At 67.0% G+C, this 24655-nt stretch carries 21 protein-coding genes; 9 read left to right on the plus strand and 12 right to left on the minus strand.

The features are described 5' to 3' along the window. Positions 1-31: 31 nt before the first annotated feature. Positions 32-2221, plus strand: a complete 2190-nt coding sequence (locus IM660_RS18640) for a bacterial Ig-like domain-containing protein (protein WP_193497249.1) — start codon at positions 32-34, stop codon at positions 2219-2221. A gap of 109 nt (positions 2222-2330) precedes the next feature. On the opposite strand, the gene IM660_RS18645 is transcribed toward IM660_RS18640, so the two are convergent. After that, on the minus strand, positions 2331-3254 hold the full coding sequence (locus IM660_RS18645) for a Ppx/GppA family phosphatase (protein WP_193497250.1): 924 nt from the start codon (positions 3252-3254) through the stop codon (positions 2331-2333). Positions 3255-3333: 79 nt separating this feature from the next. Between IM660_RS18645 and IM660_RS19975 the strand changes: the two genes are divergently transcribed. From IM660_RS19975 to IM660_RS18665, 5 genes are all read left to right on the plus strand, one after another. After that, entirely contained in the window at positions 3334-3468 is a 135-nt protein-coding gene (locus IM660_RS19975) for a hypothetical protein (RefSeq protein ID WP_281389267.1), read from the plus strand. 107 nt (positions 3469-3575) lie between these two features. Next, positions 3576-4031: a nitroreductase/quinone reductase family protein gene (locus IM660_RS18650; protein ID WP_193497251.1), complete on the plus strand. Its 456-nt coding sequence runs from the start codon at positions 3576-3578 to the stop codon at positions 4029-4031. A 123-nt stretch (positions 4032-4154) separates the two neighbouring features. After that, the gene (locus tag IM660_RS18655) at positions 4155-5363 is read left to right on the plus strand and encodes a DegT/DnrJ/EryC1/StrS family aminotransferase (RefSeq protein WP_246465032.1); all 1209 of its coding nucleotides are present in this window, start codon (positions 4155-4157) and stop codon (positions 5361-5363) included. Beyond that, positions 5360-6067: an amidohydrolase family protein gene (locus IM660_RS18660; RefSeq protein ID WP_193497253.1), complete on the plus strand. Its 708-nt coding sequence runs from the start codon at positions 5360-5362 to the stop codon at positions 6065-6067. The genes IM660_RS18655 and IM660_RS18660 overlap by 4 nt, the downstream gene beginning before the upstream one ends. Next, positions 6064-6789: an amidohydrolase family protein gene (locus tag IM660_RS18665; RefSeq protein WP_193497254.1), complete on the plus strand. Its 726-nt coding sequence runs from the start codon at positions 6064-6066 to the stop codon at positions 6787-6789. The genes IM660_RS18660 and IM660_RS18665 overlap by 4 nt, the downstream gene beginning before the upstream one ends. A 17-nt stretch (positions 6790-6806) precedes the next feature. Here the strand turns inward: IM660_RS18665 and IM660_RS18670 are convergent, their stop codons facing one another. Genes IM660_RS18670 through IM660_RS18685 form a run of 4 tightly spaced genes read right to left on the minus strand, consistent with a single transcriptional unit; the run spans position 6807 to position 11042 of the window. Further along, the gene (locus IM660_RS18670; RefSeq protein ID WP_246465033.1) at positions 6807-7853 is read right to left on the minus strand and encodes a LacI family DNA-binding transcriptional regulator; all 1047 of its coding nucleotides are present in this window, start codon (positions 7851-7853) and stop codon (positions 6807-6809) included. A 30-nt stretch (positions 7854-7883) separates the two neighbouring features. Further along, positions 7884-8768, minus strand: coding sequence for a carbohydrate ABC transporter permease (locus tag IM660_RS18675; protein ID WP_193497256.1), 885 nt, complete (start codon positions 8766-8768; stop codon positions 7884-7886). Then, positions 8765-9640: a carbohydrate ABC transporter permease gene (locus IM660_RS18680; protein WP_210769027.1), complete on the minus strand. Its 876-nt coding sequence runs from the start codon at positions 9638-9640 to the stop codon at positions 8765-8767. Before IM660_RS18680 ends, IM660_RS18675 begins: the two co-directional genes overlap by 4 nt. 43 nt (positions 9641-9683) lie before the next feature. Further along, entirely contained in the window at positions 9684-11042 is a 1359-nt protein-coding gene (locus IM660_RS18685) for an ABC transporter substrate-binding protein (protein WP_210769028.1), read from the minus strand. Between the two features lie 302 nt (positions 11043-11344). On the opposite strand from IM660_RS18685, the gene IM660_RS18690 reads away from it, so the two are divergent. The 3 genes from IM660_RS18690 to IM660_RS18700 all read left to right on the plus strand — a co-directional run bounded on the left by IM660_RS18690 (position 11345) and on the right by IM660_RS18700 (position 14571). Further along, complete coding sequence (locus IM660_RS18690; RefSeq protein ID WP_193497258.1) at positions 11345-12700, plus strand: glycoside hydrolase family 172 protein; 1356 nt, start codon at positions 11345-11347, stop codon at positions 12698-12700. A gap of 5 nt (positions 12701-12705) precedes the next feature. After that, positions 12706-13983 carry a glycoside hydrolase family 32 protein gene (locus IM660_RS18695; RefSeq protein ID WP_193497259.1) on the plus strand — a complete coding sequence of 426 codons (1278 nt, stop codon included), beginning with the start codon at positions 12706-12708 and terminating at the stop codon, positions 13981-13983. A gap of 162 nt (positions 13984-14145) precedes the next feature. Beyond that, on the plus strand, positions 14146-14571 hold the full coding sequence (locus IM660_RS18700; protein WP_193497260.1) for a pyridoxamine 5'-phosphate oxidase family protein: 426 nt from the start codon (positions 14146-14148) through the stop codon (positions 14569-14571). Between the two features lie 71 nt (positions 14572-14642). On the opposite strand, the gene IM660_RS18705 is transcribed toward IM660_RS18700, so the two are convergent. From IM660_RS18705 to IM660_RS18735, 7 genes are read right to left on the minus strand one after another with little or no spacing between them, the layout of a single operon-like run. Further along, the gene (locus tag IM660_RS18705) at positions 14643-15569 is read right to left on the minus strand and encodes a LysR family transcriptional regulator (protein ID WP_193497261.1); all 927 of its coding nucleotides are present in this window, start codon (positions 15567-15569) and stop codon (positions 14643-14645) included. A gap of 12 nt (positions 15570-15581) precedes the next feature. Next, positions 15582-17273, minus strand: a complete 1692-nt coding sequence (locus IM660_RS18710) for a dipeptide ABC transporter ATP-binding protein (protein ID WP_193497262.1) — start codon at positions 17271-17273, stop codon at positions 15582-15584. Beyond that, positions 17270-18112, minus strand: coding sequence for an ABC transporter permease (locus IM660_RS18715; protein ID WP_193497263.1), 843 nt, complete (start codon positions 18110-18112; stop codon positions 17270-17272). The genes IM660_RS18710 and IM660_RS18715 overlap by 4 nt, the downstream gene beginning before the upstream one ends. Further along, on the minus strand, positions 18109-19050 hold the full coding sequence (locus IM660_RS18720; RefSeq protein ID WP_210769029.1) for an ABC transporter permease: 942 nt from the start codon (positions 19048-19050) through the stop codon (positions 18109-18111). Before IM660_RS18720 ends, IM660_RS18715 begins: the two co-directional genes overlap by 4 nt. A 15-nt stretch (positions 19051-19065) precedes the next feature. Next, positions 19066-20643, minus strand: a complete 1578-nt coding sequence (locus IM660_RS18725) for an ABC transporter substrate-binding protein (RefSeq protein ID WP_193497264.1) — start codon at positions 20641-20643, stop codon at positions 19066-19068. Between the two features lie 53 nt (positions 20644-20696). Continuing rightward, entirely contained in the window at positions 20697-22400 is a 1704-nt protein-coding gene (locus IM660_RS18730; RefSeq protein WP_193497265.1) for a hydantoinase B/oxoprolinase family protein, read from the minus strand. Next, entirely contained in the window at positions 22397-24484 is a 2088-nt protein-coding gene (locus tag IM660_RS18735) for a hydantoinase/oxoprolinase family protein (RefSeq protein ID WP_193497266.1), read from the minus strand. The genes IM660_RS18730 and IM660_RS18735 overlap by 4 nt, the downstream gene beginning before the upstream one ends. Between the last annotated feature and the right edge of the window lie 171 nt (positions 24485-24655).

Below are 24655 nucleotides of genomic sequence, written 5' to 3' on the forward strand. Positions count from 1 at the left end.
ACTGCCACTCTCACGTCGACAGCTGCTCGCCATGGGCGCCGGGGCTGCTTCCACACTCGCTACGCAAGCAATCCCCTCGCCATTTCCGACGACGTCGAACCCGAGCGGCCGCTCCCATTATCTCTTCGCCACGCCTCAGATGTTCGCAGACGCTCGCGCGAAGATCGCACAGAATGAAGAGCCGTGGCGAACGGCCTGGAGAATGACTCACGATCGCGCTTGCTTCGCTTTGACAGCCCCCGTTCCCCTCTATCTCGGTCCCGAGAGGAAACCCTTCAATCACGCTGCTGACATAGCGAAAGGTTACGCGCGCGATTTGGCTTTTTCCTACCAGATCACCGGGAACGTTGCGTTTGCCCACGCTGCTCGCGATATCCTCATGCTGTGGGCAACCGAATCCGTCGGCGCCGATCCCGGATCGGAGAACCCCAACACTAGAGGCCTGGATCTCACATTCGCGGCACACATCTTCTGCTACGCCTACCGCCTGATCGACGAAGAACTCGGCCACGACGAGCGGTCAGCCATCGACACGTGGTTGAGGAGTTGGTCTTCCAAGATCCGAACCTGTTTGGAACGCTGGCACGACAACGACTACTTCGACCAACAGCTCTATCAGAACCAGGTCGTCTGCCAGATCGCTGGACTCACGATCATGGGGGTGACGCTGGATGATCCCGAGTTGGTCGAGTTCGCCCTTCGATCACCCAGCAATCCTCGCAATCTAGAAGTCCTCATCGAGAATTCGATCCTCCTCTCGAACGACGACGTCTGGTACAAGGATCCAACCTTGACCACGGGCGCACCCGACGTGCGGGTGGGTGAGATATACGATCGCTACTTCGGCTCAGGAGGTAAGCTCAGCCACACCTTCCTGAGCATGCGCTTCTTTACATGGGCAAGCGAGGCAGCATTGCACTACCACCACAGCAGCCCAGGCTACTGGGACTACCGTGGCGACGAGGGCGAAGGCATCGACCTTCCTTTCGAATACTACGCAGACTTCATCGTTCAGCAAGACACCGCTGTTGGTGGGGGCTACTACATTGACGATCGAGTGCCTGGAGACTTCGCCGTCACTCAGTACGAGTTCGCCAGCAGCCGGTATCCCCACAGCGAGCAGATTCGCGCCGTCCTCGAGTCGCGAAACCGGGTGGCGTTCGACGCACGAGGTTTCGGCTGGACGGCGCTCTTGACGCACGGCCGCGACGATGTCGACCTCGCCCCAGCGCCAGTTCACGGTCGCGCAGCCGTAAGCTGGAGTTTCTCGGATGAAGAAGTGAGCAGCGGCTGGACGCCTACCGGTGGGTGGAGAACAAAGAACGGTCTCACCGGCGAGCTCAGGGACGGCGCCTGGCATCTCGAGGTCAACGGTCGTGACCCCCAGATCGTCCACGAGAATCTCATCCCTCAAGGAGTCTTCGGCCAGACCCACGTGACCCTACGGATCGTGGCAGCGAACGCCACAGATGACACGGAGGCACGCGTCCTATTCGGCACGGTCGATGAACCAACCTACTCGGGTGACAAGGCGGTCCCGTTCTCGCTGCAACCGCAGAGTGACTTCACGGAGTACCTGATCGATCTGAGCGCGCATCCGAAGTGGAGCGGCGTGGTGGAACGGCTGCGTCTCGATATTGTCGAGAACGTCGACGTGGGATCGGTCGCAGTGAGCGAGATAGCCCTCCTGACGCGCGAGGTTCTCACTCTCCAGGTGGTCAGCCCGCCCAGTCGGTCAATGTACCTCCAGGGCGAGGAACTCGATCTGACGGGGCTGGAGGTGAACGCTGACTACTCCGACGGTTCGCAGGTCGCGGTCGACCACACTCACCTGAGCGTGACCGGCTACGACTCGAACACCCTCGGCGCGCAGACAGTCCAACTCACCTACACCGACGGCGAGATCGAGACCACGGCGACGTTCACCGTCGAGGTGCTGGCCGCCGTCACCGGGATTGAGATCACGTCGCCGCCGACGGATACCCACTACCGGACCGGGGACGAACTCGACCTGACCGGATTGGAGGTGCGGGTGGACCATGCCGATGGGTCGAGCGAGATGATCGGACCTGGGCACGTGCAGGTATCGGGCTATACATCCGTGACCCGGCCAGGACCGCAGACGGTGACCGTGCGCTACGAATCGGCCGCCGGGTCCGCTCAGGACAGCTTCCGGATCTTCATGGCGACAGCCGGCGGCGGACGCCCGGACTGGGTCTGACCCAGCGATTGCCAGACGAAATCGAGGGGAATACTGCCAACCAGTTCGTACAGACCACTGGTCGGCAGTATTCCCCGTCATCCTCGTCCGGCAGGGACCGAGGCTGACCTCAGAGATGATCGAGCCGACGCAGCAGCGCGCCCTCCCGCAGTGCCCACGGGCAGATCTCGACGCGTTCCACGTCGAGTGCGCGCAGCGTCTCGGCCGCCACGACCGCCCCGGCGACGATCTGATACGTCCGCTCGGGCGTGACGCCCGGGAGTTCCATGCGCTGCTCGGCCGGGATCTTCGCCAGCCGCGGCACCCAGTCCTCGAGGAGGCTGGTGCTCATCTGCCAGCGCTGATCCTGCCCGTACCCGTTGACCGACATGCCGGCCAGGCGAGCCAAGGACCGGAAGGTCTTCGACGTGGCCACCACGTGATCGGGGGCAGAGCGCGCTGTCACGCGAGCAACCAGCGGTTTGAGCTGACTACGCACGGCCGATCGGAGCGCCTTCAGTTCCTTCTTCTTGGGAGGGTCGCTCTGCAGGTAGGCCCGGGTGAGGCGGCCGGCCCCGAGGGGGACCGACTCGGCGACGTCGGGGATCTCGTCGATCCCGGCCGCCACCTCCAGTGAGCCGCCACCGATGTCGAGCACGAGAAGCTGGCCGGCGCCCCAGCCGTACCAGCGGCGGGCGGCGAGGAACGTCAACTCGGCTTCCTCGGCTCCGGAGAGCACCTGGAGATCGCCGTCCAGCCGGGAGCGGATCTCACTGAGGATCTCCTCGCCATTGGACGCTTCCCGGATGGCGGAGGTGACGATCACCAACGTCTCATCCACCGCATGAGTGCGGGTGACATCGATCAGCCCGTCCACGGCCTCCAGTAGTGCTGCCCTGCCCTCAGCCACGATCTCACCATCGTCAGAGAGGTAGCGCATCAGCCGCATCGAGACCCGCTCGTCCGCCTCCGGGATCGGCCGGGCGCCGCGGACGACGTCAAAGACGAGCAGGTGGATGGTGTTCGAGCCGATGTCGAGGACGCCTAGTCGCATTCGCACATCGTACGGATGCCAGTGCCGGCGCGCTGGTCATTGGCGAGGTCAAGCTCGCAGCGCAATCGATGACAGGCAGGTGCGTCACCTGACCTGGCTCCGGGATCAGCTGGGCGACCGCGTGGTGGATCTCGTCGTGCTCTACTCCGGCACGGAGGCCTACCGCCGCCGCGATGGCATCGCCGTCGTTCCACTCACACTGCTGGGCGAGTGACCCCGGTTCGCCTAGAGATCCACAACCAAAGCCAGCCTTTCGGCCGATACGCACGAGCCGCCGTCGCGGGCATGCTCGAGGTACCGCCCAACCAAGGAGCAGGCTCGATGCCCAGGACACCGTTCGTCCCACCACGCCCGATCGTCACCGCCGCCTGGAAGGTGCACCGCGCGATCGCCCGCCGCGGGCCCGGCCGCGGCCTGTGGGAACCGGGGCAGCGCAACGCCTGGGGCGCCCTTTCGCTCACCACGCTCGGGCGCCGGTCCGGTCGGGAGCGCACCGTGATCCTCGGCTACCTGCCCGACGGCGTCCGCTGGCACACGCTGGCGATGAACGGCTGGGGCGAGGGTCACCCGGACTGGTGGTTGAACGTGCGCGCCCGGCCGGAAGCCACGATCACCCTGTCCGACGGATCGACGCACGCCGTGCTCACCCACCGCGCCGAGGGCGACGAGCACCGGCGCCTCTGGGGTGCGTGGGTGGCACTCGAGCCGGCGATCGTGGAACTCGCCGCGCGCCGCAGCACGCCCACGGAGGTCGCGGTGCTGACGCCGGTGCGATGACGGGGCTCCCGCACTGGAGCGGTCCGCGCTCGTCCGGTGGAAACGACCACACATGAGACAATTTCGGTCCGGGCCGTATTATCCTGAGAACACGGACGGAACAGAAGGGTCACGATGCTTGCGATGGACGGCGGCACTCCGGTGCGTGCGGAGCCTCTTCCGTCACCCTTGACGGCTGCCGGGCGAACCATCGGGGTGGAGGAGGAGCAGGCGGTGCTGCGGGTGCTGCGCAGCGGCATGCTCTCCGGCGTCTGGGGCACCGAGGTGGCCGCGCTCACTCGTGAGTTCGCCGAGCTGATCGGCACCGCGCACGCCGTCGCGTGCAGCAGCGGCACGGCGGCCCTGCACCTGGCCGTCGCAGCAGTGGATCCCGCCCCCGGCGAGGAGATCATCGTGCCCCCGATCTCGGACATGGGCACCGTCTTCCCGGTGATCGCCCAGAACGCCGTGCCGGTATTCGCGGATGTGGACCCGGCCACCGGCTGCCTGGACCCAGCGGCCGTACAACGTGCGATCACGCCACGCACCCGGGCGATCATCGCGGTGCACCTGTTCGGCAAGCCCGCACCCGTGCACGAGCTTCGCCGCATTGCCGACGGCGCCGGGGTGCTGCTGATCGAGGACTGCGCCCAGGCATACCTGGCACCGGTAGGCGACCGGCTCGTGGGCAGTGTTGGTCATATCGGCTGCTTCAGCCTGCAGCAGTACAAACACATCACCGCCGGTGACGGCGGTCTGGTCACCACCGACGATCCTGCGCTGGCCAGGTCGATGCGTCTGTTCGCCGACAAGGGCTGGCCTCGCGACACCGGCGAACGCACCTACCTCTCCTTCGCGCTCAACTACCGGATGACCGAGCTGGTGGCTGCAGTAGCCCGCGCCCAGCTGCGCAAGCTGCCGGAAGTGGTGCACCGCCGTCGGGAAGGCGCGAGGCGCCTGGCGGACCTGCTCACTGACTCCCCCGGCCCTGCCTTGCCCACTGATACCGGCGATCACGTCTACTGGTACCTCCCGTTGCTGCTGGAGGGCCTCGACGCCGCGGGCCTGCGGCGATATGCCTCGGCCCTGACCGCCGAGGGCGTGCCCAGCCAAGCCGGCTACCTCGCCCGCCCGCTGTATGCCGAGCCGGCGGTGCGCGACTCGGCCGCCTACGGCGGCACCGGCTTCCCCACCCGCGGGGTCGGCGACTACTCCGACGGGCTCTGCCCGGTAGCCGAGGCCCTCATCGAGCGCCGCCTGGTGGTCATCCCTTGGAACGAGAACTTCTCGGATGCCGACGTCGACGACATTGCCACCGCGATCGGCCGCGTGCACCAGGAGGTGGCGCCGTGATCGCCGATTGCGATCTGCTGATCGGGCGAGAGATCACCTCGGGTCTGCGGCAGACACCGGAGCAGCTCGCCGGCCAGCTCGCCCAGGCAGCCATCGACGGCGGAGCGCTCGCCTCGCTGCGTGCGTTGCAGTTCGACGTGCAGACCGGTAACGATGAGGCGGCGGGCGCCGCCCTGCGGTACGGCTGGTGGCCGGTGTACGGGATCGATCTGCGTGACCCGCTGGGCGCCGAGCAGGAGATGGACCGCGCGGCCGACCATGGAGTGCGGCTCCTGCGACTGGCCCCGGGCAGGCAAGAGATCGCTGGAACGGCGCCCCGGCTGCGGATTCTCGTGCGACGTGCCACGGAACTGGGGATGACGCTGCTGGTGGAGGGCTCGACCGTCGATGTGGGCACGGGCATGCTGGGCCTCGGCGCCTCGGTGGTGTTCCTGGACCAGCACTTCTACGACCTTGGCGAGTTCATCCTGCTGGCACGGGACGAACCGGGCTTCCACGTCAGCACCCGGCTACTCGGCAGCCCCGGGGCCTGGGAGCTCCTCCTCGAGCACGCCGGGCCGGAGCGGTTGCTGTTGGGAACCCGCGCCGGTTGGTTCGAGGAGCACGCGGTCCTGGACCAGCTCAAGGGCAGTCCGCTCGCACCCGAGGAGCGTGAGCTCATCGCGGGCGGGAACCTGCGTCGGCTGGCAGGTGGATCCTCATGATCGTGGACGTGCACGGCCATCTGGGCCCGTGGTTCTTCTTCCCGTCCGAGGGCACCGCGGCGGAGAACCTGCGGGTGATGGACGCCTACGGGATCGACATCCAGCTGGTCTCCTCGGTCGAGGCGGTCACCTACGATCCGGTGGCGGGAAACGCGGCCCTGGCCGAGGCCATCGGTGACGAACCGCGGCTACGCGGGCTGTTCGTCATCGATCCGCGCGACCTTGCCGCCGCCGAGCAGCAGCTCGATGAGCTGCGTGGATTGTTCGTCGGCGTGAAGATTCACACCCACTACTCGGCCACTCCAGCCGGTTCGCCGGCGATGGCCGACGCGCTGCGCCTGTGTGCGGACGCCGATCTCCCTGCCCTGGTGCACACGTGGGGGACTGAGATCCTCGACCTTGCCGACACCGTGGCCTCCGTCCCGGGAGCACGGGCGATCGCCGGTCACATGGGCGGCCCGGCCTGGCGCCTGGCCCCCGAAGCACTGACCCGTACAGACCGGCTCTGGCTCGAACCCTGCTATTCGCGGCCCGACGCTGGGCGCGTGCGGTGGGTACTCGACCGGATCGATCCGCAGCGGATGCTGTTCGGCACCGACTCCACCCTGATAGACCCAGCTCTCGCCTTCGGCGCGATCCGGGCGGCGCACCTGAGCGCCGAGGAGGAACGCCTGGTGATGTCCGCCAACGCGATCGACCTGTTCGATCTCGATCTGAGCTGAGGGGCCGACCGGCGACCTCAGCCGCCCAACAGCTCCCCCGGATGCCCGCACCCACACGAGACACCATGCTCGATCTGGGCGTTCAGGCGCACCGTGAGCGGTGGTGCGTCGGGCTGTCGCAGCCGGCGCAGCACCATTCCCATGGCTTCCCGTCCCACGGAAACAGCGGGCTGGCCGGCCGCCGTCACCGACGTGCGCATCAGGTCGGCGTTCGGCAAGGTATCGAAGGCGACGACCGCGATGTCCCCGGGCACCGATAGCCCCACGTCGTCCAGCGCCCGCAAGGCCCCCACAGTCATCGGTGAACTCGCGGTGAGCAGGGCGGTGGGCCGGTCCGCACGCACCATCCGGTCCGCAACCAGCCGCCGGGCATCAGCCGAGCTCCCGTCGCCTTCCCACACGAGCTCTGGGTCCACCTCGATCCCGGCAGCAGCAAGCGCCGACCGGTACCCTTCGAGCCGCTCCCGCAGCGTCGCCACGGCCAGGTCGCCGGCGACGATCCCGATGCGTCGATGGCCCTGGTCGACCAGGTGCTTGACGAGGGTGCGGGTGGCCGAGGCATTCTCCACCCCCACCTGGTCCACCGCGGCGTGATCCAACCGGTCGATCAGCACGACCGGCGTACCCGACTCGCGCGGCCGTTCCACCGCCGCAGGAACACTGCCACTCGCCCGCGCGAGGATCAACGCATCCACCCGGCGGGACTGCAGCACCTGGACCGCACGGAGCTCGGCCTGCGGATCCTCCCCTGAGTCGGCGAGCAGCAGCACGAAGCCCTCCTCGCTCGCCACTGCCTCGATGCCGGTGACCATGTCACGGAAGGCCGGTTCACCGCTGTCGGAGACCACCAGACCGATCGAGTCGGTCCGCGAGCGCCGCATCGCCCGCGCCGAGGCATCCTGGGTGTACCCCGTGGCGTCGAGCGCCTTCTGCACTTTCCGTCGGGTGGCCTCGGTGACGCGACGTGTCCCGTTCACCACGTGCGAGACCGTGGAGGTCGAGACACCAGCAGCGCGCGCGACGTCGACGATCGTCGCGCGACCCCCGTCCGGCGGACGGGTCACGACCGGAGTCTCTCCTGCGTCCACCATCACTCAGCCCTTGACCGCACCGAACGTCATCCCTGCGACGACGTGGCGCTGAAAGACAGCGTAGAGGAGCAGCTGGGGCAGCAGGACCAGGGTGGCCGAGGCCATCATGGCCCCGTAGTCCACCGACCAGAACCCTTGGAACTGCGCCACCCCGAGGGAGATCGTGGTCATCGTTGGGTCGTTGATCAACGTCACCGCGAACGGATACTCGTTCCACACGTAGATGATGTTGAAGATCAACAGCGTGGCCACCACGGGCCGCATCAGCGGGAATACGATCCGCCAGGCCAGCGTCCGCAACCGTGCGCCGTCGATCACTGCGGCCTCTTCGACCTCCACCGGGAAGTCTGCCAAGAATCCGGTGAACAACAGCACGTTGAACGGCAGCTGTGCAGCGATATAGGGCAGGATCAGGGCCCAGTAGGTGCCGAACAGGCCGAGCTCGATATTCAGCCGGTACACGGGGAACAGCAGGATGTAGACCGGGATGGCCAGACCGGCGAGCAGGTAGAACCGTAGACCGTTGCGCAGCCATACCCGTGTCCACTCCATCCGGGTCAGCGCATAGGCGGCCATGTAGGCGAACACCACACCCACCACCACGGACACGCTGGCGAGGATGAAGGTGTTCTTGTACATCAGCATGAGGTTCAGCGTCTGCGTCGCCACCTGGTAGTTCGCCAGGTTCAGCTCGGTGAGGTTGAGCGGGTCGCGCAGGATGTTCTCGTTCGTCTGGAACGAGAGCACCACCACCCACAGCATCGGCAGGATGAGCAGCGCCGTCACCACATACGCCACGACCGCCGCCCACCCCCGACGGCGTCCCGTGCGCCGGCGAGGCACGTCACCTTGTGGGGAGCGCACCTGAGTTCGGGTCGAGGTACTCATGCTGCTGTCGCCTTCCGTCGCAGGAACGCCAGGTATCCGAGCGCGACAGATACACCCAGGACGCTGGTGATCACGGCCAGGGCCATCCCGTAGCCGTAGTTCTGCAGCCCGAAGGTGACGTGGTAGGTGTAGCTGACGAGGGTCTCGGACAGGTGCACCGGTCCGCCGCCGGTGAGCTGCACGACCAGCTCGAAGATCTTGAAGGAGCCGGTGATCACCAGCACCGTCGTGATCCCGATGGTCTCGCGCAACATCGGGACGGTGACGTATCGCAGGCGCTTCAGGCCGGCCGCCCCGTCCAGCTCGGCGGCTTCCATGACGTCACCGGGGAGCATCTTCAGCCCGGCGTAGAAGATCGTCATGATGAAGCCGACGGTCTGCCACACGTACACCGAGCCGATCGAGTACGGACTCAGCGTGGTTCCACCGATCCACTCCGGCGGCTCGGCCACGCCGACCAGGCGCAGCAGCTCGTTGAGCAACCCGAGGTGCGGGTCCAGGATGAATACCCAGATCAGCCCGATCAGGATTGGCGCCACCACGTTCGGGGCAAACACCATGGCGCGCAGCACCCCGGCCCCTCGGATCCGCCGGCCGAGCAGGAGCGCGAGACCGAAGGCGCCCGGTAGCAGCAGGCACAGGGAGATGACGAGGATGATCGCCGTGTTCCGCAGCGAGCTCCAGAACAGCGGGTCATCGATCATCGAGACGTAGTTCTCGGCCCCGACGAGCGTCGAGGACCCGAAGGCCTTCGCGTCGGTGAAGCTCTGCAGCACCGAGTACACCACCGGATAGGTGAAGTACAGGCTGTAGATGATCAATGCCGGCAGCACCATCCCGGCCAGCTGCCACGGCCTGCTCAACCACCGCACGGGCGGCCACCTCCTCTTCGACCTGAGGGACGTCGTCGGGCGATCACTCGAAGGTGTCCTGCACGACCTGCAGCGCCTCTTCCGGGGTGAAGACACCCTGGATCACGCCGTAGATGGAGTCGTACATGGCGCTGGACTGCTCGGCCGAGATGACCAGGTCGGGCTGCGCCTCGGGGCTGGACCACCCGTCGGCATTGATCACCTCGAGTACCGAGGAGAACACGGTCTGGGACTCGTCGACCTGCGGCTCGTAGGTGGTCACCGGGGTCTGGTCGTTGTCCACGAGGATCTGCTGGCCCGCGTCGCTGTAGTAGAAGGCCAGGAAGCGTTCCACGGCGGCTGCCACCTCCTCGTCCTCCATGGCCGCTGCGCTGACCACCAGCGGCGCCGAGGGCGCATTCATGTAGAGCTGCTGGTCCCCGACCCCATCGGCGAATGTGGGTCCGGCCCAGAAAGTGGTGGCCGCGCCGACCGAGCTCTCCTGGATCTGGCCGGCTGCCCACACACCGGCGTCCAGCATCGCGGCGTTACCGCTGGTGTACTCCTCGACGGCCTGCACGTAGTCCTGGGTAGAGACGTTCGGGGAGAACGCGCCCGCCTCGGCGAGCTCGCCGATGTGCTCGTAGAGCCGGAGGAAGTCCTCATTCACGTACGAATCCTCGCCGGCGAGGATGGCATCGATCCGCTCCTCGTAGCCGTACCGGTTCAGCATCGTCAGGAATGCCCAGACGCTGAAGGAGGTGCCGTTCGCACCCTTCGCGATCGTGGTGATGCCCTCGGCGGAGAGGGTCTCGGCCACGACGAGCAGGTCCTCGAAGGTCTCCGGCTGCTCGAGCCCGTACTCGGCCAGGATGTCGGTGTTCACGAAGAAGCCGGTGACCAGGCCTTGATAGGGAACGCCGTACTGCACTGGGTCACTCGAGGAGTCACTGACGTAGCCGCTGAGCATGGAATCCGGGAACGATGCGCGCAGGTCGCCGGAGTCCAGCAGTGGGCCCAGGTCAGCCAGGTATCCCTCATCGGCCATCTGCGTGGCGAGGGAGTTATAGACCCAGAAGATCTCGGGAAGCGTCCCGGACTGCGCGGCGATCTGCATCGCCTGGTTGTGCTCGTCCACGGTCTGTCCCTCGACGTGGATCACCACGTCCGGGTTCTCCGCCATGAAAGCCTGCACGATCTCGTAGGTGGCCGGATCCTGCGCCTCGACGTTGGGGTTCTGCATCGAGAGGGTGATCTCGACGGCGCCTTCATCGGCAGGCTCACCACCGCCGGCAGAGGTCGGGTCCTCGCCGGGGACGGAGCCGCCGCAGGCGGCGAGTCCGAGCGCGAGGGCGGCTCCAGTGGCGGCTGAGCCGATGAGGGTGCGCCGCTTCATCGCAGGACGCAGTGGGTGTGTGGTCATGGAGGTCTCCATTCCTCAGGGCTCCCACGGCGGAGGTGGGAGCCGGGTCAGGGTGCTCACCGTTGCCTAGACCATCGTCGGACGGCGAGAGACGGCGAACCGTTGCGAAACGTTTGTCAGAACGGTAGGACGACCCGAGCGGTACGTCAACCCCCGATTTTCCTTCTAATCGCTCCCCTCGCGACGACGTCTGTGCACGGCGATCGGTTGACAGACATCACGAAGCCAGTCCATTCTCGCTCCATTGAAGGCAAACGTTTCGACGCGCGATCACATCGCTCGACCCGGAGGAAGGGATCACCATGGCAGCAGGACCCCGCGACGGACTCCTCGCAGACATCACCCACGTACGGCAGGCGCGCACCGGTCGCGTTTCGAGCTGGGACCAGACCGGCCGCAACCGGGACAACTGGATCGTGATGCCCGGCGAAGAACGCGTACTCGCCGATCTTCAAGGACCAGGCTGCATCACGCATATCTGGATGACCCAGTCGTGCCGGCGCCAGCCCGGACCCGGCCAGATCGCCCCCGAGGTGGTCGGAGTGCCGATGCTGGAGATCCACAACGCCCTCGGGGTGAGCTGGGAGGTGCACGACCCGGACTACTACCGCAAGATCGTGCTGCGGATGTACTGGGACGATGCCACCACACCCAGCGTGATCGCACCCCTCGGCGACTTCTTCGGGCTGCTCAACTCCCTCTCCGGCTCGTACGAGTCTCTGCCGCTCTCGGTCTCGGCGAAGGAGCCAGAGGAGTACAGCTTCGGCGGCTCCGCGGCGTTCAACTCGTGGTTCCAGATGCCGTTCGGCTCCAGGGCGCGGATCACCGTGGAGAACCAGAACGAGGTGCCGTACCTGCAGTACTTCTACATCGACTACGAGCTCTACGCCGAGCCGCTCGCCGAGGACGTCGCCTACTTCCACGCGCACTACCGGCAGCAGCGACCGTGCGCGGGCTGGGGTCCGGGCCTGCAGACCAACAGCGCCGAAGTGGCCACGGTCCCGCACCTGTCCGCCGAGGGGAACTATGTGGCACTGGAGACCGAGGGCGCCGGCCACTACGTCGGCTGCACGCTCGCCGTCCGGCACTTCCAGGACACCTGGTGGGGTGAGGGCGACGACATGATCTTCATCGACGACGACACCTGGCCCCCGAGCCTGCACGGCACTGGCATGGAGGATTACCTCGGGCACGCCTGGGGCATGCAGCGCAACGGGTACCTGATGAACGGGACCATCGTGCACGAGGCGGACGCTCCGGGGTTCCAGCACAGCTACCGATTCCATCTCGTGGACCCGGTGCGGTTCTCCCGTCGCATCGCGGTGACCTTCGAACACGGGCACGCCAACCATCTCGCCGACGACTGGTCATCGGTGGCGTACTGGTACCAGGACACGATCGCGCCCGGGCTGTCCATTCCCGCCGTCGAGGACCGGTTGCCACTGCGACCGCAGGAGTCGAAGGTGCACGCGAGCCTTCCCGAACTCACCGCAGAGCAGCAGCGCGCCCGGGACGCCGCCGCGGAGCGGATGCGGACCTACGAGGCGGAACGCGATCGCGTCCGGGCAGCCCGCGTGCCGGAGATCGATGCCGCCGAACGAGGCAACACCGAGAACGCGGCTGAGCTCCGCCGTCGGTGGCTGGAGGGACAACGATGACGGACATGACAACGAACGCCACGGCGGCCCGCCCAAAGATCCATTTCACTGCGCGGGAAGGGTGGATCAACGACCCACTCGGCTTGACGTTCCACAACGGCGTCTATCACCTCTTCTTCCAGCACGTGCCCGGGCAGGCCGAGTGGGGCCCGCACCAGTCCTGGGGGCACGCGACCTCCACCGACCTGCTGCACTGGACCGAGCAGCCGGTGATCCTCAGCCCCGGGGACGGCGACGACGGGGTCTGGTCGGGGTCGTTGGTGGTCCCGCCCGAGGGCGAGCCGACCATCTTCTACACGAGCGTGCATGTCGCCGACGTGCAGATCGGGACAGTGCGCACGGCGCACCCGGCCGACCCGCAGTGGCGCACCTGGGCGAAGGGTCCGGAGGTCGCCCGTCTACCGGAGAATGTCGATGCGATCGCCTATCGGGACCCGCAGGTGTTCCACGACGGCGACACGTGGGTGATGCTGATGGGTGCCGGACTCCGGGACGGGACGGCGGTCGCACTCGCGCACCGCTCGGACGATCTACGCACCTGGGGTCCGGCAGAACCGATCGCGAGCCGGCACCGGGACGTGATGGAGCCGGTATGGCTCGGCGCGGTGTGGGAATGCCCGCAGCTGCTGCGAGTGGACGGACGCTGGGTACTCACCATGTCGGTGTGGGAGCCCGAGGTCCCGTACTACGAGGCCTACCTGATCGGGGACCTGGACGACGGCCACTTCGTAACCTCGCATGTCGGGCGGCTCAGCTACGGCCCGTCCTACTACGCCGGGTCCGCTTACGCCGACGCAGCCGGGGACTCCGGTCTCATCTACTGGCTGCGTGGGGTCGACGACCCGGGTGGTGCCTGGGCGAGCGCACACTCACTGCCACACACCCTGCACCTCGAGGGTGACCGGCTGATCGCCGCACCGCACGCCGCCGTCGAACAGGCCCGGGTCAGCTCCGCCCAACAAGCGATGGAATCGACGGTCACCACCACCCCGACCTGCGACGTGCTGCTCACCACGGCGAGCCCGAGTGCTCGGGGCACCGTGATCGTCGACGGCGGTCGCGCCCAGATACTGGTTGCCGCCGGGCAGGTGGAGGTCACCACCGGTGCCGGCAGCTGGTCCATGCCCGCCGGCGGAACGGAGCTTCGACTCGTCCTCGACGGTCCGGTGCTCGAAGTGTTCGGTCCGCACGGGACGCTCGCCGTGCCGCTGCCCGTTCCGGCTGAGCACGTGACCGTTGAGGTGACGGGCGCCTTGGCCGCACAGGTGTGGGAATTGGACTGAACGACCCTTGGCACGGTTCGCCAGCCCTACCAGCGGCACACACCGTCAACCCCTGTGCTGGTCTCACCGGTCCCCTCAAGGACAAACGTCCCGGCGCGAACGAACCGCACGGCGTATCGTGGTCAGACACGCTCGGAGATGAGCTCACGGAGGTGAGTGACGATGACGACCATCTGGGATATCGACCCCGATCCCAGCCGCATCAGCGAGCTGACTGCGGAGGAGTGTTGGCACCTCCTCGCCGACGCCCGGTTCGGACGACTGGCGTATCGCCTCGCCGATGAAGTGAATATCGTGCCGATCAACATCGGCGTGGACGGGCATCGCCTGGTGTTCCGCACGGCCGAGGGCAGCAAACTGCTGGGCATTCACATGAGCGAGAAGGTCGCTTTCGAGATCGACGATGTCGGCATCGAGACGGCCACGAGCGTCGTGGCACGCGGGACGACGCGGGTGCTGAGCGGCGACGATGAGGCGCGTGCCGAGACAGTACTCCCCTCACCCTGGACCGAAGGGTGGAAGGGCACGGTCGTGGGGATCGAGGTCGCTGAGGTGACCGGTCGGCGGTTTCAACTTCGGCGCCGATAGCACGTCGGTTCAGCCCTCAGCTGCTGGCTCTGGGACTCCCTGGCGTGCCGGGCCGGACTCGCTGCGACCGATCAGTCGGAAGGCGACACTGACGATCGGCCGCCGCAAAGTTGCTCGGCCGCATAGCTCACGAACAGGTCCGCCGAAGCGTTCCTCAGGTGTGGGCTGCGGCACATCGAGGTAGGCAGCGTGAGTTCCGGTTCCACTAGTGGGCGATATACGACCCCAGGGATCGTCAGGGTCGCCACGGCGGCAGGAATCACCGCCACCCCGTACCCGGCGCCCACCAGGCCGATCTGGTCAACATAGCCGGCCCCCTCAACCTGGAACCCCGCGTCCTGAGCGTGCGGGGTGAAGCCCACCGCAGCACAGGCAGCGATCGTCGCGTCGTGCAGATCCGGAGCACTGCGCCGGACCAGCATGAGGAACGTTTCCTCCCGCAGGTCGGACATTCGGAGCGCTGGCAACTGTGCAAGCCGGTGCCGCTCGGCCACGACCACCACGAACCTGTCGTCGTACAGTTTCGTCCACCGCAATGTGTGCGGCGAGAACTGCGAGAAAGTCACGCCCACATCCAGACGTTGCTCGGCCACCTGGTCGAGGATCGCCGGGGTGATCTCGCGGTGCAGGGTGACGTCGACATTCGGATGAGCCGATCGGAATTTCCCGACCACGTCCGGTACCGCACTGAACATCAGTGACGGCGCAATTCCCACCTTCACCTGACCGACGTGACCACTGCGGGCCTGCTCGGCCACACCCTCGATCTCGCTGAGCTCCTCTAGAACCCGTCGGCTCCGCACAAGCAGCCGTTCTCCGGCGGGCGTCACCTCGATCGGATGCATGCTTCGATCGATGAGCACGGTGCCGACGTCCTGCTCGAGCCGCCGGATCTGCTGGCTCAGCGCCGGCTGCGAGATGAACAGCACCTCGGCAGCGCGGCGGAAGCTCCGTTCCCTCGCCAGCACCACGAAGTACTCGAGCCGGCGCGTCTCCATGGGGTGAGCAGTCTAGCCGCGAGCAAGCAACAAGCGCTCAGCGCGCCGCGCACGCTGACGCTGCGGGTCCGGCACCGGCACCGCATCGACAAGCCGGCGGGTGTACGCAGCAGACGGAGCGCGCAGCACCTCGTTCGTCGCCCCCTGCTCGACGATCTGGCCCTGGTGCAGCACCACCACTCGATCGGCGATCTGCTCGACGACCGCTAGATCATGGCTGATGAACAGGCACGAGAAGCCCATCGACGCCTGGATCTCCAGCAACAGCTCCAGCACGGAGGCCTGCACCGAGACGTCGAGCGCCGACGTCGGCTCGTCGGCCACCATGAACCGGGGACTGGTAGCGATCGCGCGTGCGATACCGACCCGCTGACGCTGCCCACCGGAGAGCTGATGCGGATACCGGTCGGTCCAGGAACCGGGCAGCCGGACGCGTTCGAGCAACTCGGCGGCACGCTCGCGCAGCACGGAGCGGCGGCGTTCGATCCCGCTCCAGCGCAACGGGTCGGTGACGCTCCAGCCGATCGGGATCCGGGGGTTGAGCGAGGAGCCTGGGTCCTGGAAGACCATGGATGTGGTGCGCCGGACTTCGCGTAGCTCTGCCCGCGACGCTGTGGCAAGGTCCGTACCCATCACGTCGACGGTGCCAGATCGGACCCGCTGCAGGCCGAGCGCGACTCGGCCGAGGGTTGACTTGCCGGAGCCGGACTCCCCGACGAGCCCGACGATCTCCCCGTGCTCGACGCGCAGGTCGACATCGCCAACTGCGACCACCGGTGGACGGCGCCACCCCTGACGGAACTCGACCCGCGCACCGGACAGGGCAAGCACGGGCCCATGGGGGGCGCCCTGGGCGCCTACGGCCTCCGGCTCCAGCTCGGTCTCCTCGTCCGGTGACGGGACGCCATCGTGATCGGTACGCCCGGGGACGGCGGCAAGCAGCTCGCGGGTGTACTCCTGCCCCGGTGACTCGAACAGCCGGTGCACCGGCTGCGACTCCACCACACGGCCGTGCTGCATCACGACCACCTGGTCGGCGACATCTGCCACCACGCCCATGTCGTGCGTGATGAGCACGACCGCCATCCCGAGCCGGTCACGCAGCTCCAGGAGCAGGTCCAGGATCCCCGCTTGCACAGTGACGTCGAGGGCGGTGGTCGGTTCGTCGGCGATGAGCAGCCTCGGCTCGGCAGCGATCGCCATCGCGATCATCACCCGCTGTCGCTGCCCACCGGAGAGCTGGTGCGGATAGCGGGCCAGCATCCGCTCCGGGTCCGGCAGGTGCACCAGCCCCAGGAGTTCGACGGCCCGCGCGTCAACCTCGGTGCGCGTGAGCGTGCTGTGCGCCAGGATCGCCTCGGTGAGCGCGGCGCCGACAGAATGGACCGGGTTGAGGGCCGTCATCGGCTCCTGGAAGATCATCCCGATGGAACCGCCACGGATCGCACGCAGCCGTCCGGGCGGCGCCGCTAGCAGGTCCTCCCCGTCGAAGACGATCGACCCAGTGCGCCGAGCGTTGCCCGGGAGCAGGTCGAGCACGGACATCGCCGTGACGGATTTGCCCGACCCGGACTCGCCGACGACCGCCACCACCTCAGCCTCACCGACGTGGAGATCGACATCGTGGGTCACCTGGACCCGTCCGGGGGGTCCGTCGAAGTCGACGCTGAGGCCGTCGATCCGTAGCAATGGTTCGCTCCTCATCGATGCCTCCGCCTGGGGTCGAGCAGGTCCCGGAGTGCGGCGCCCATCAGTCCGAAGCACAGGACGGTGACCACCACGGCCGCGCTCGAGACGATGAGCAGCCACGGATCGGACTGCATGAATCGTTGTCCGGCCGCGACCATCGAACCCCAGGAGGGCTGAGGCGCGGGAATGCCAAGACCGAGGTAGCTCAGTCCGGACTCCAGCAGGATGGCGTTGGCCAGCGTCACCGGGAACTGGGCGAGGATCGGCCCGCTGATGTTGGGAAGAATCACCCGAAGCAGGATGACGGGCGTAGGGGCGCAGAACGTGCGCGCCGCCTCCACGTACTCGGCGGATCTGACGCTGAGCGTCTGCCCGTAGCTGAGCCGCGCGAACGCGGGCGCGAACAGGATGCCCATGATCACCACGAGTGTCCATGAGCTGGCCCCGTGGATGGTCACGAACAGCAGGGCGAGCACTACCGGCGGGAAGGCCAGCACCACCTCGGTGCCGCGCATCGTGAGTGCTTCTGCCCATCTGCCGAGGTATCCGCCGCACAAGCCGACCAGCACACCTCCCGTCATCGCGATCGCGGTGGCTCCTACGGCGACGAGCAGCTCGGCGCGGGCTCCGTGCAGGATCCTGGAAAGGGTGTCCCGGCCGAACTCGTCCGTGCCGAGCAAATGTCCGTCCGCACCCAGCGGCTGCAGCCGGTTGGGGATGTCCTGGCTGAGCGGGTCGTACGGGGCGATCCACGGGGCGAGCACGGCGGCGATCACGAGCAGGAGGACGACCACCGTCGCGGCAAGGCCGAGCGGATCGATCCGTGCTGCTTTGCGCTGGGTCGTGGTCGTCATGACAGCCGCACTCTCGGGTCGAGCAGCCCGTAGCAGATCTCGACCAGCATGTTGATCAGGACGAAGAGCACCGACACCACGATGACGACCCCTTGCACGACCGGATAATCGCGGCTGGTCACGCCGTCCACCAGTAACGAACTCAAGCCTGGGTAGTTGAATACTCGCTCAATGATCACGGACGAGCCGAGGAAGGTTCCTACCTCGAGCCCTACCACCGTGATCACCGGCATCAGCGAGTTGCGCAGCACGTGGCGCCGGAACACAGTCCGCGGAGCCACTCCCAGCGCCACCGCCGTGCGGACCCAGTCCCGGTCGAGCGTCTCGGCGACGGACGCCCGAGTCATCCGCGCCACGATGGCACCGAAGGCGGCCGAGAGCGTCAGGACCGGGAGGAGGAGGCTCTGCAGGTGCCGGGCCGGCTGCGACCACTCGGCGAACCCGCCGGCGGGCAGCACCCGCAGCGTGACGGCGAACACCAGCACGAGCAGTGCACCCAGCACGTAGACCGGTACGGCGAGCGCCAGGCTCGTTCCCAGCGACATCAGTACATCGACTCCACGGCGGCGGGCTGCGAGGGCACCCAGGGGAAGACCGATTCCTACCGACAGCAGGCCACCCCAGCCGATGAGCTCCAAGGTCGCCGGAAGGCGCTGCAGGATCGAGCCGAGCACAGGCTGACCGTTGACGAAGGACGTACCCAGGTCTCCCTGGAGGAACCCTGCGAGGTAGTCGCCGTACTGCACGTGCAAGGGACGGTCCAGGCCGAGCTCCCTCCGGATTCGCTCGATGCCTTCAGTGGTGGTCCCGGTATCGCCCCCGGCCAGCTGGTAGGCAGGGTCACCTGGCACCGCATGGATGGCGAGGAAGATGACCGTGAGCACCACGAAGACCAGGGCGATACCGGTGCCGAGGCGGCGAAGGACGAACGAGAGCACAGGGACTGCTCCTCCCTACTCGGTCGCCATGGTCACGTCGACGAAGTTGTTCACCGAGTACGGCTGGGCGAATCCCGGCATCACGGTGAAGCCCTGGACGTTCTCACTGAGTGCGTACGACTGCATGCGCTGGTTCAGCGAGGCGAACGGGACGTCGTCGGCAATGATGGCGTACGCCCGGGCGAGCGCGTCGTCCTTCTCCTCCGCACTGGTGGCTGCCAGCGCGTCCGCGAGTGCCTGGTCGAGCTCATCGTTCTGATATCCGAACGACGTGTTCGCGGCGGGCGGCGGCTGCACCAGGACGGGCAGCCATGCGGCCGGATCCTGCACATTGCCGATGTTGCCTTGCACGATCAGGTCGTAGTTGCCTGCCACCGCTTCTTCGGTGAACGTCGCCCAGTCGGGGCTGGTGAACTCCACATTGAAGCCGACTGCCTCGAGGTCGGACTGTACGGACAGCCCGAGGTCCTGCAGGAACACGTAGGTGGAGTTCGACAACAGGTGCACCGTCAGTTCGCCCTCGTCGTACCCGGCCTCAGCGAGGAGTTCGCGTGCACGGTCAGGGTCATCGGACCAGAGGTTCTCGCCGGCCCTGCCAGTGCCTGGAACACCGTAGAGCGGCTCACCATGTCCGAAAAAGCCCGCCTCCACGGAGTTGTCACGGTTGACGGCGTAGGCAACCGCCTGCCGCAGCAACGGGTCGCTGAACGGACCGTCCTGCACGTTGAACAGCACCGACTGGAACACCCCGACGGCGCCGTCCAGCTGATAACCCTCTGTGGAGCTGATCTGCTCGTAGCTCTCCCACGGCACGTAGTCGATGAAGTCGAGATCGCCGCTGAGCAGAGCGTTCACCCGCGCCGTCGCGTCGGGGTAGAAGGTGACGTCCACCTGATCCAGGTCGACGGCTGCAGCGTCGTCGTAGCCGTCGTACTTCGTCAGGGTCAGGCCGACGCCCTCGTCCCAGCTCTCGAGCTGGAACGGTCCGGCGCCGATGGTGGCCTCGGCGTCCGCCTGGTACGCCTCGGCGGGGGCGATGAATGCGCTCGGGTCGGCGAGGTATTCAAGGAACGAGGAGTTCGGGGAGGAGAGGTGGACGGTTGCCAGCCGGTCGCCGTCGGAATCGACGGACTCGACGTACTGCATACCGGCATAACTGCGGGCGGAGTTCGCCGGGTCGGCGTAGTGCAGCAGGGCCGTCTGGACGTTGTCCGCGGTGATCGGTGTGCCGTCCTGGAACGTGAGGTCCGGGCGGAGGGCGATCTCATAGGTGACCGGGTCGACTTCCTGCACGGACTCGGCGAGGGCGGGGATGACGTCGCCGTCGGGCCCGTACATCATCACGCCGCGGTGCACGAGCCCGTACAGCTGGTAGGACACGGTGCTGGCGGTGCCCCCGGTGGTGCTCATCGGCGGCGGTTCGGAGGAGAAGCCGAACCGGATGCTCTGCTCGGCGGCGACCGGGGAGGTGCCGCCGTCGTCTGCGGTGTCTGTCCCGCAGGCGGTGAGGGTGAGGCACGCGGCGGCTGCGGTCGCTAGCGCAGTTCGCAGCGCGCGCCTCCGGCGTGACTGGTTCGATACGGTACTGATCATTTCTCTGGTCCTTCCTCGTCGACGGTCCCAGGTGGGGTCTCCCCCAGTGGTGGTCATGTGCAGGCGTGGTGAGAAGGCGGAGCCTCCCCGGGCCCGGCTGGGTCTGGATCGGCAGCCGGGCCGTATGCTGCCCGCGCTCTCTCGATGGAGAGCCGCTGCTCGCGGATATCGGTGGCCACATCGTCGGCGGAGCGGGCACCAGGCTCGCCATATCCTCCCCCGCCAGCCGTGAACATGCTGGCTGCGTCGCCGCGGGCGAGGACGGTCCCGACGGTGTCGACGGCGTGGCCGTTGATCTCGATCCGCGACGGAGCTCCGGCGCCGCCTCCGAACAGACCCCATGGTGCGGACCGAATACGGCTGGTCTCCAGCTCGCTGCGGCAGTCGTCGTGATCTGCCCGAATCTGCCGGTGGATGCCCTGTCCACCACGATGCTGGCCCACTCCACCCGAGTCCTCGACGAGCTCGTACCGGGTGACCGTGAGGGGGTACTCCGCTTCCAGGCTCTCCACCGGCAGGTTCGAGGTGTTGGTGATATGCGCCTGGACCCCGTCAAGCCCGTCACCGCCGCAGCCGGCACCCAGGCCGCCGCCGATGCTCTCGCCATAGACGTAGAACGTCCCGGTGCGGGGGTCCACTCCGGAGAACACCATGCTGGCCACGGCACCGTTGCAGGCGGCGATGACCCGATCAGGCAACACGTTCGCGAGCGCTCCGTGCACCAGGTCGACGACCCGCTGGCAGGTCATCGTCCGGACGTTGACGGCGGCCGGTGACACGCAGTTGAGGATAGAACCGCGTGGCGCGTCGACCGTGATGGGCCGGTACAGGCCGGAGTTGGACGGGATGTCCGGCCCGACGAGCGTCTTGATCGCGTAGTACACGGATGCCTCGAGTGCGGTCTTGACCACGTTGAAGCCGGCTCGCACCTGCGCGGGCGCATCGAAGTCCAGCCGGATCTCGTCGTCGGTGACGGCGATCTCCACGCTCATCTGGTGGGTCTCCGGCAGACCGGTGTAGTCGAAGGTGTCCGCGAACCGGTAGGTGCCGTCGGGGATGCTACGGATCCCGGCCCTGATCTTGCGCTCGGTATAGTCCAGGAGCTTGGTCCCGGCTGCGGCGACCGTCTCCGCTCCGTACTTCCCGCAGATCTCCCGGTACCGTTCCACGGCGAGGCGGTTCGAGGCCACCTGTGCGTTGAAGTCCGCGATCCGCTCCGCCGGGACCTGCATGTTCGTCAGGATGAACCGCAGCACGTCGGGTTCGTATTCACCTTCCCAGACGAACCGGATCGGCGGGATCCGTAGGCCTTCTTCGAAGATGTGGTGGTGGCGACGATCGGCGAAGTCGGAGTGGTGGGCGAGATTGGTGGCCCACGTCCGGAGCTGTCCGTCGACGAAGATCGGGGTGACCAGGACGATGTCGTGCAGGTGGGTACCCCCACCCTCGTACGGGTCGTTCCCGAGGAAGGCATCGCCGTCGCGGATCTCCTCCAGGGGGTACTGCGCCATGACGCCGTGCACGATGCCGACCAGGGAACCCAGGTGGATCGGGATGTGCTCGGCCTGGGCGAGCGTGTTGCCGTGGGCGTCGAAGAGGGCTGTGGTGCAGTCCCGGCGCTCTTTGATGTTCGGTGAGTAGGACGTCCGCACGAGCGTTTCCCCCATCTCGTCGCAGAGTGACTCGAGCGCCGACCCGATCACCTCGACCTGGATGGAGCCGATCTCGTCGGTCGTGGGTGTGATGGTCTGCGTCATTGGTCTGCCTCCTCATGATCCGCGCCCGGTTCGGCGACGAGTACCAGCCATGGGTCCACGTGCACGTCCTGCCCGGGCAGGACCAGGAACGTGGTGTCGTACTGCTCGATCACTGCCGGCCCATGCACCACGTGACCGTGCTGCAGCAACCGCCGGTCGTACAGCGGGACCGGGCGCCGCTCGTCATATTCGGGGAGGAACACCTCCCGGGTTCCCGCCTGTGCCGCACAGATGGGCACGTCCGTTCGTTCCTGACAGGGGAACTGCGCCCGTGGCACATCACCGGTCGCCTCGATCCGGACCGTCACGATCTCCACCGGCTGATCGGGGGAGGCGTAGCCATAGCGGGTGTGGTGGGCGTCGTGGAAGGAGGCAGCCACCGTGCGGCGCCAGGCGTCATCCGCGTCGGTGGCCGGCACTGGGACGGTGAGCTCGTAGTTCTGCCCGACGTACCGCAGGTCCGCTACCCATCGGGTGTTCTGCGCTGGGGCAGGGACCCGCTCGCGGTCGAACCAGTCGCGTGCGTCCTGATCCAGGGACCGGAAGGCCTCGGAGATCCAGGTGACATTCCGGTGATCCAGCACGGCGATGTGGGTGCGGGAGAAATCCGCGCGGAGCTCGGTCATCAGCATGCCGAGCGCGGAGAGCGCGCCGGGACGCTGCGGGATCAGCGTCCGCCGCACACCCAGCTCTGCGGCAAGGCGACCCGAGTGCAAGGGGCCCGCACCGCCGAAGGCGACCAGGGCGTAGTCAGCAGGGTCGTACCCGCGCTGGACAGAGATGACCCGGATCGCGCGGACCATATTGGCGGTGACCACGCTGATGATTCCCTGAGCGGTCTCCACGGCGGACAGACCGAGCTGGCTCCCGAGCCGTTCGACCGCGCTGAAGGACCGCGACGCGTCGATCGGCATCGCGCCACCCAGCAGCGTTTCCTGGTTGAGGATGCCGAGCACCACGTTCGCGTCGGTGACCGTGGGTTCGTCGTTGCCCCGGCCATAGCAGGCCGGGCCAGGATCGGCGCCAGCGCTGCGAGGGCCCACCTTGAGGTGCCCTCCCTCGTCGATCCAGGCGATGGACCCGCCGCCGGCGCCGACGGTGTTGATGTCGAGCATCGGTGCCCGCACCGGTCGCCCGTCCAACGTCATTCCGGTAGAGGATGTCGGGCGGCCCTCCCGCACGAGTGAGACGTCGGAGGACGTGCCGCCCATGTCGAAGGTGATGATGTCGGGGCATCCGGATGTGGCAGCGATCCGGGCCGCCCCCACCACACCGGTGCTCGGACCAGACAGAACGGTCCGGACGGGCAGTGCCTCCGCCGTCGGGAATGACATCATCCCGCCGTTGCTCTGCGTGACCTGCGGCATGGCGTCGAGACCGTGGTCGGACAGCGACATGCGCAGCCGGCCGAGATAGCCGGACATCACCGGACCGATGAAGGAGTTGATCACCACGGTGGAGAGCCGCTCGTACTCACGGAACTCGGGAAGCACCTCGTGCGAGGTGGAGACGAAAACGCCGGGGAGCTCCTCGGCGAGGATCGCTTTGACCCGCTGCTCGTGCTGGGGATGCAGGTAGCTGTACAGGAAGCAGACGGAGACCGCCTCGACACCGGCCAGCCGCAGCTCCCGGGCACGTTGACGCACCTCCTCGTCGTCCAGGGCATCCTCGACGCTCCCGTCGTGACGGACCCGTTCGGACACCTCCAGGCGGAGATCGCGTGCGGCGAGCGGCGTGGGCTTGCGCGCGGTCAGGTCGTACAACATCGGGCGGCGCTGCCGGCCAAGCTCGAGCAGGTCCCGGAACCCGGCAGTCGTGATCAGCCCCGTTCGTGCACCCCGTCCTTCGAGCAACGCGTTGGTGGCGACCGTGGTGCCGTGAGCAAACTGACCGATGCTGGCGAGATCGGCACCGTTGCCAGATGATCCCCCGTGCAGCGCCTCCTGGACACCAGCCACGACGGCCGTCCCGGGATCGGCTGGCGTGCTAGACACCTTCACGACCGTCATCTCGTGAGTCTCGTCGTCGTACAGGCACACGTCTGTGAACGTGCCGCCGGTGTCGACTCCTACGCGCAAAGCCATGGTGCCTTCCTTGGTACCGAACCTGGGATGGCTCGATTCTGCGCGGCAACGGAGCGAAGCGTCCAATATGACTTAGATCCTTCTCCATAAGTATTTACTTATACGGAAGGAAGCGCGCCGCTGCCGCGCGACGTCACACGCCCATGTGACATCAGTCAGCCTCGCTAACGA

This window comes from Ruania alkalisoli, from assembly GCF_014960965.1.
Taxonomy (GTDB): domain Bacteria; phylum Actinomycetota; class Actinomycetes; order Actinomycetales; family Beutenbergiaceae; genus Ruania; species Ruania alkalisoli.

Excerpts from the sequence above, each read along its gene's own strand:
- IM660_RS18715 (WP_193497263.1), bottom strand. The coding sequence starts at position 18,112 with ATGACGACCACGACCCAGCGCAAAGCAGCACGGATCGATCCGCTCGGC.
- IM660_RS18655 (WP_246465032.1), top strand. The coding sequence starts at position 4,155 with ATGGACGGCGGCACTCCGGTGCGTGCGGAGCCTCTTCCGTCACCCTTG.
- IM660_RS18695 (WP_193497259.1), top strand. The coding sequence starts at position 12,706 with ATGACAACGAACGCCACGGCGGCCCGCCCAAAGATCCATTTCACTGCG.
- IM660_RS18705 (WP_193497261.1), bottom strand. The coding sequence starts at position 15,569 with ATGGAGACGCGCCGGCTCGAGTACTTCGTGGTGCTGGCGAGGGAACGG.
- IM660_RS18645 (WP_193497250.1), bottom strand. The coding sequence starts at position 3,254 with ATGCGACTAGGCGTCCTCGACATCGGCTCGAACACCATCCACCTGCTC.
- IM660_RS18735 (WP_193497266.1), bottom strand. The coding sequence starts at position 24,484 with ATGGCTTTGCGCGTAGGAGTCGACACCGGCGGCACGTTCACAGACGTG.
- IM660_RS18665 (WP_193497254.1), top strand. The coding sequence starts at position 6,064 with ATGATCGTGGACGTGCACGGCCATCTGGGCCCGTGGTTCTTCTTCCCG.
- IM660_RS18650 (WP_193497251.1), top strand. The coding sequence starts at position 3,576 with ATGCCCAGGACACCGTTCGTCCCACCACGCCCGATCGTCACCGCCGCC.
- IM660_RS18725 (WP_193497264.1), bottom strand. The coding sequence starts at position 20,643 with ATGATCAGTACCGTATCGAACCAGTCACGCCGGAGGCGCGCGCTGCGA.
- IM660_RS18690 (WP_193497258.1), top strand. The coding sequence starts at position 11,345 with ATGGCAGCAGGACCCCGCGACGGACTCCTCGCAGACATCACCCACGTA.
- IM660_RS18730 (WP_193497265.1), bottom strand. The coding sequence starts at position 22,400 with ATGACGCAGACCATCACACCCACGACCGACGAGATCGGCTCCATCCAG.
- IM660_RS18675 (WP_193497256.1), bottom strand. The coding sequence starts at position 8,768 with ATGAGTACCTCGACCCGAACTCAGGTGCGCTCCCCACAAGGTGACGTG.
- IM660_RS18685 (WP_210769028.1), bottom strand. The coding sequence starts at position 11,042 with ATGACCACACACCCACTGCGTCCTGCGATGAAGCGGCGCACCCTCATC.
- IM660_RS18710 (WP_193497262.1), bottom strand. The coding sequence starts at position 17,273 with ATGAGGAGCGAACCATTGCTACGGATCGACGGCCTCAGCGTCGACTTC.
- IM660_RS18700 (WP_193497260.1), top strand. The coding sequence starts at position 14,146 with ATGACGACCATCTGGGATATCGACCCCGATCCCAGCCGCATCAGCGAG.
- IM660_RS18640 (WP_193497249.1), top strand. The coding sequence starts at position 32 with ATGGGCGCCGGGGCTGCTTCCACACTCGCTACGCAAGCAATCCCCTCG.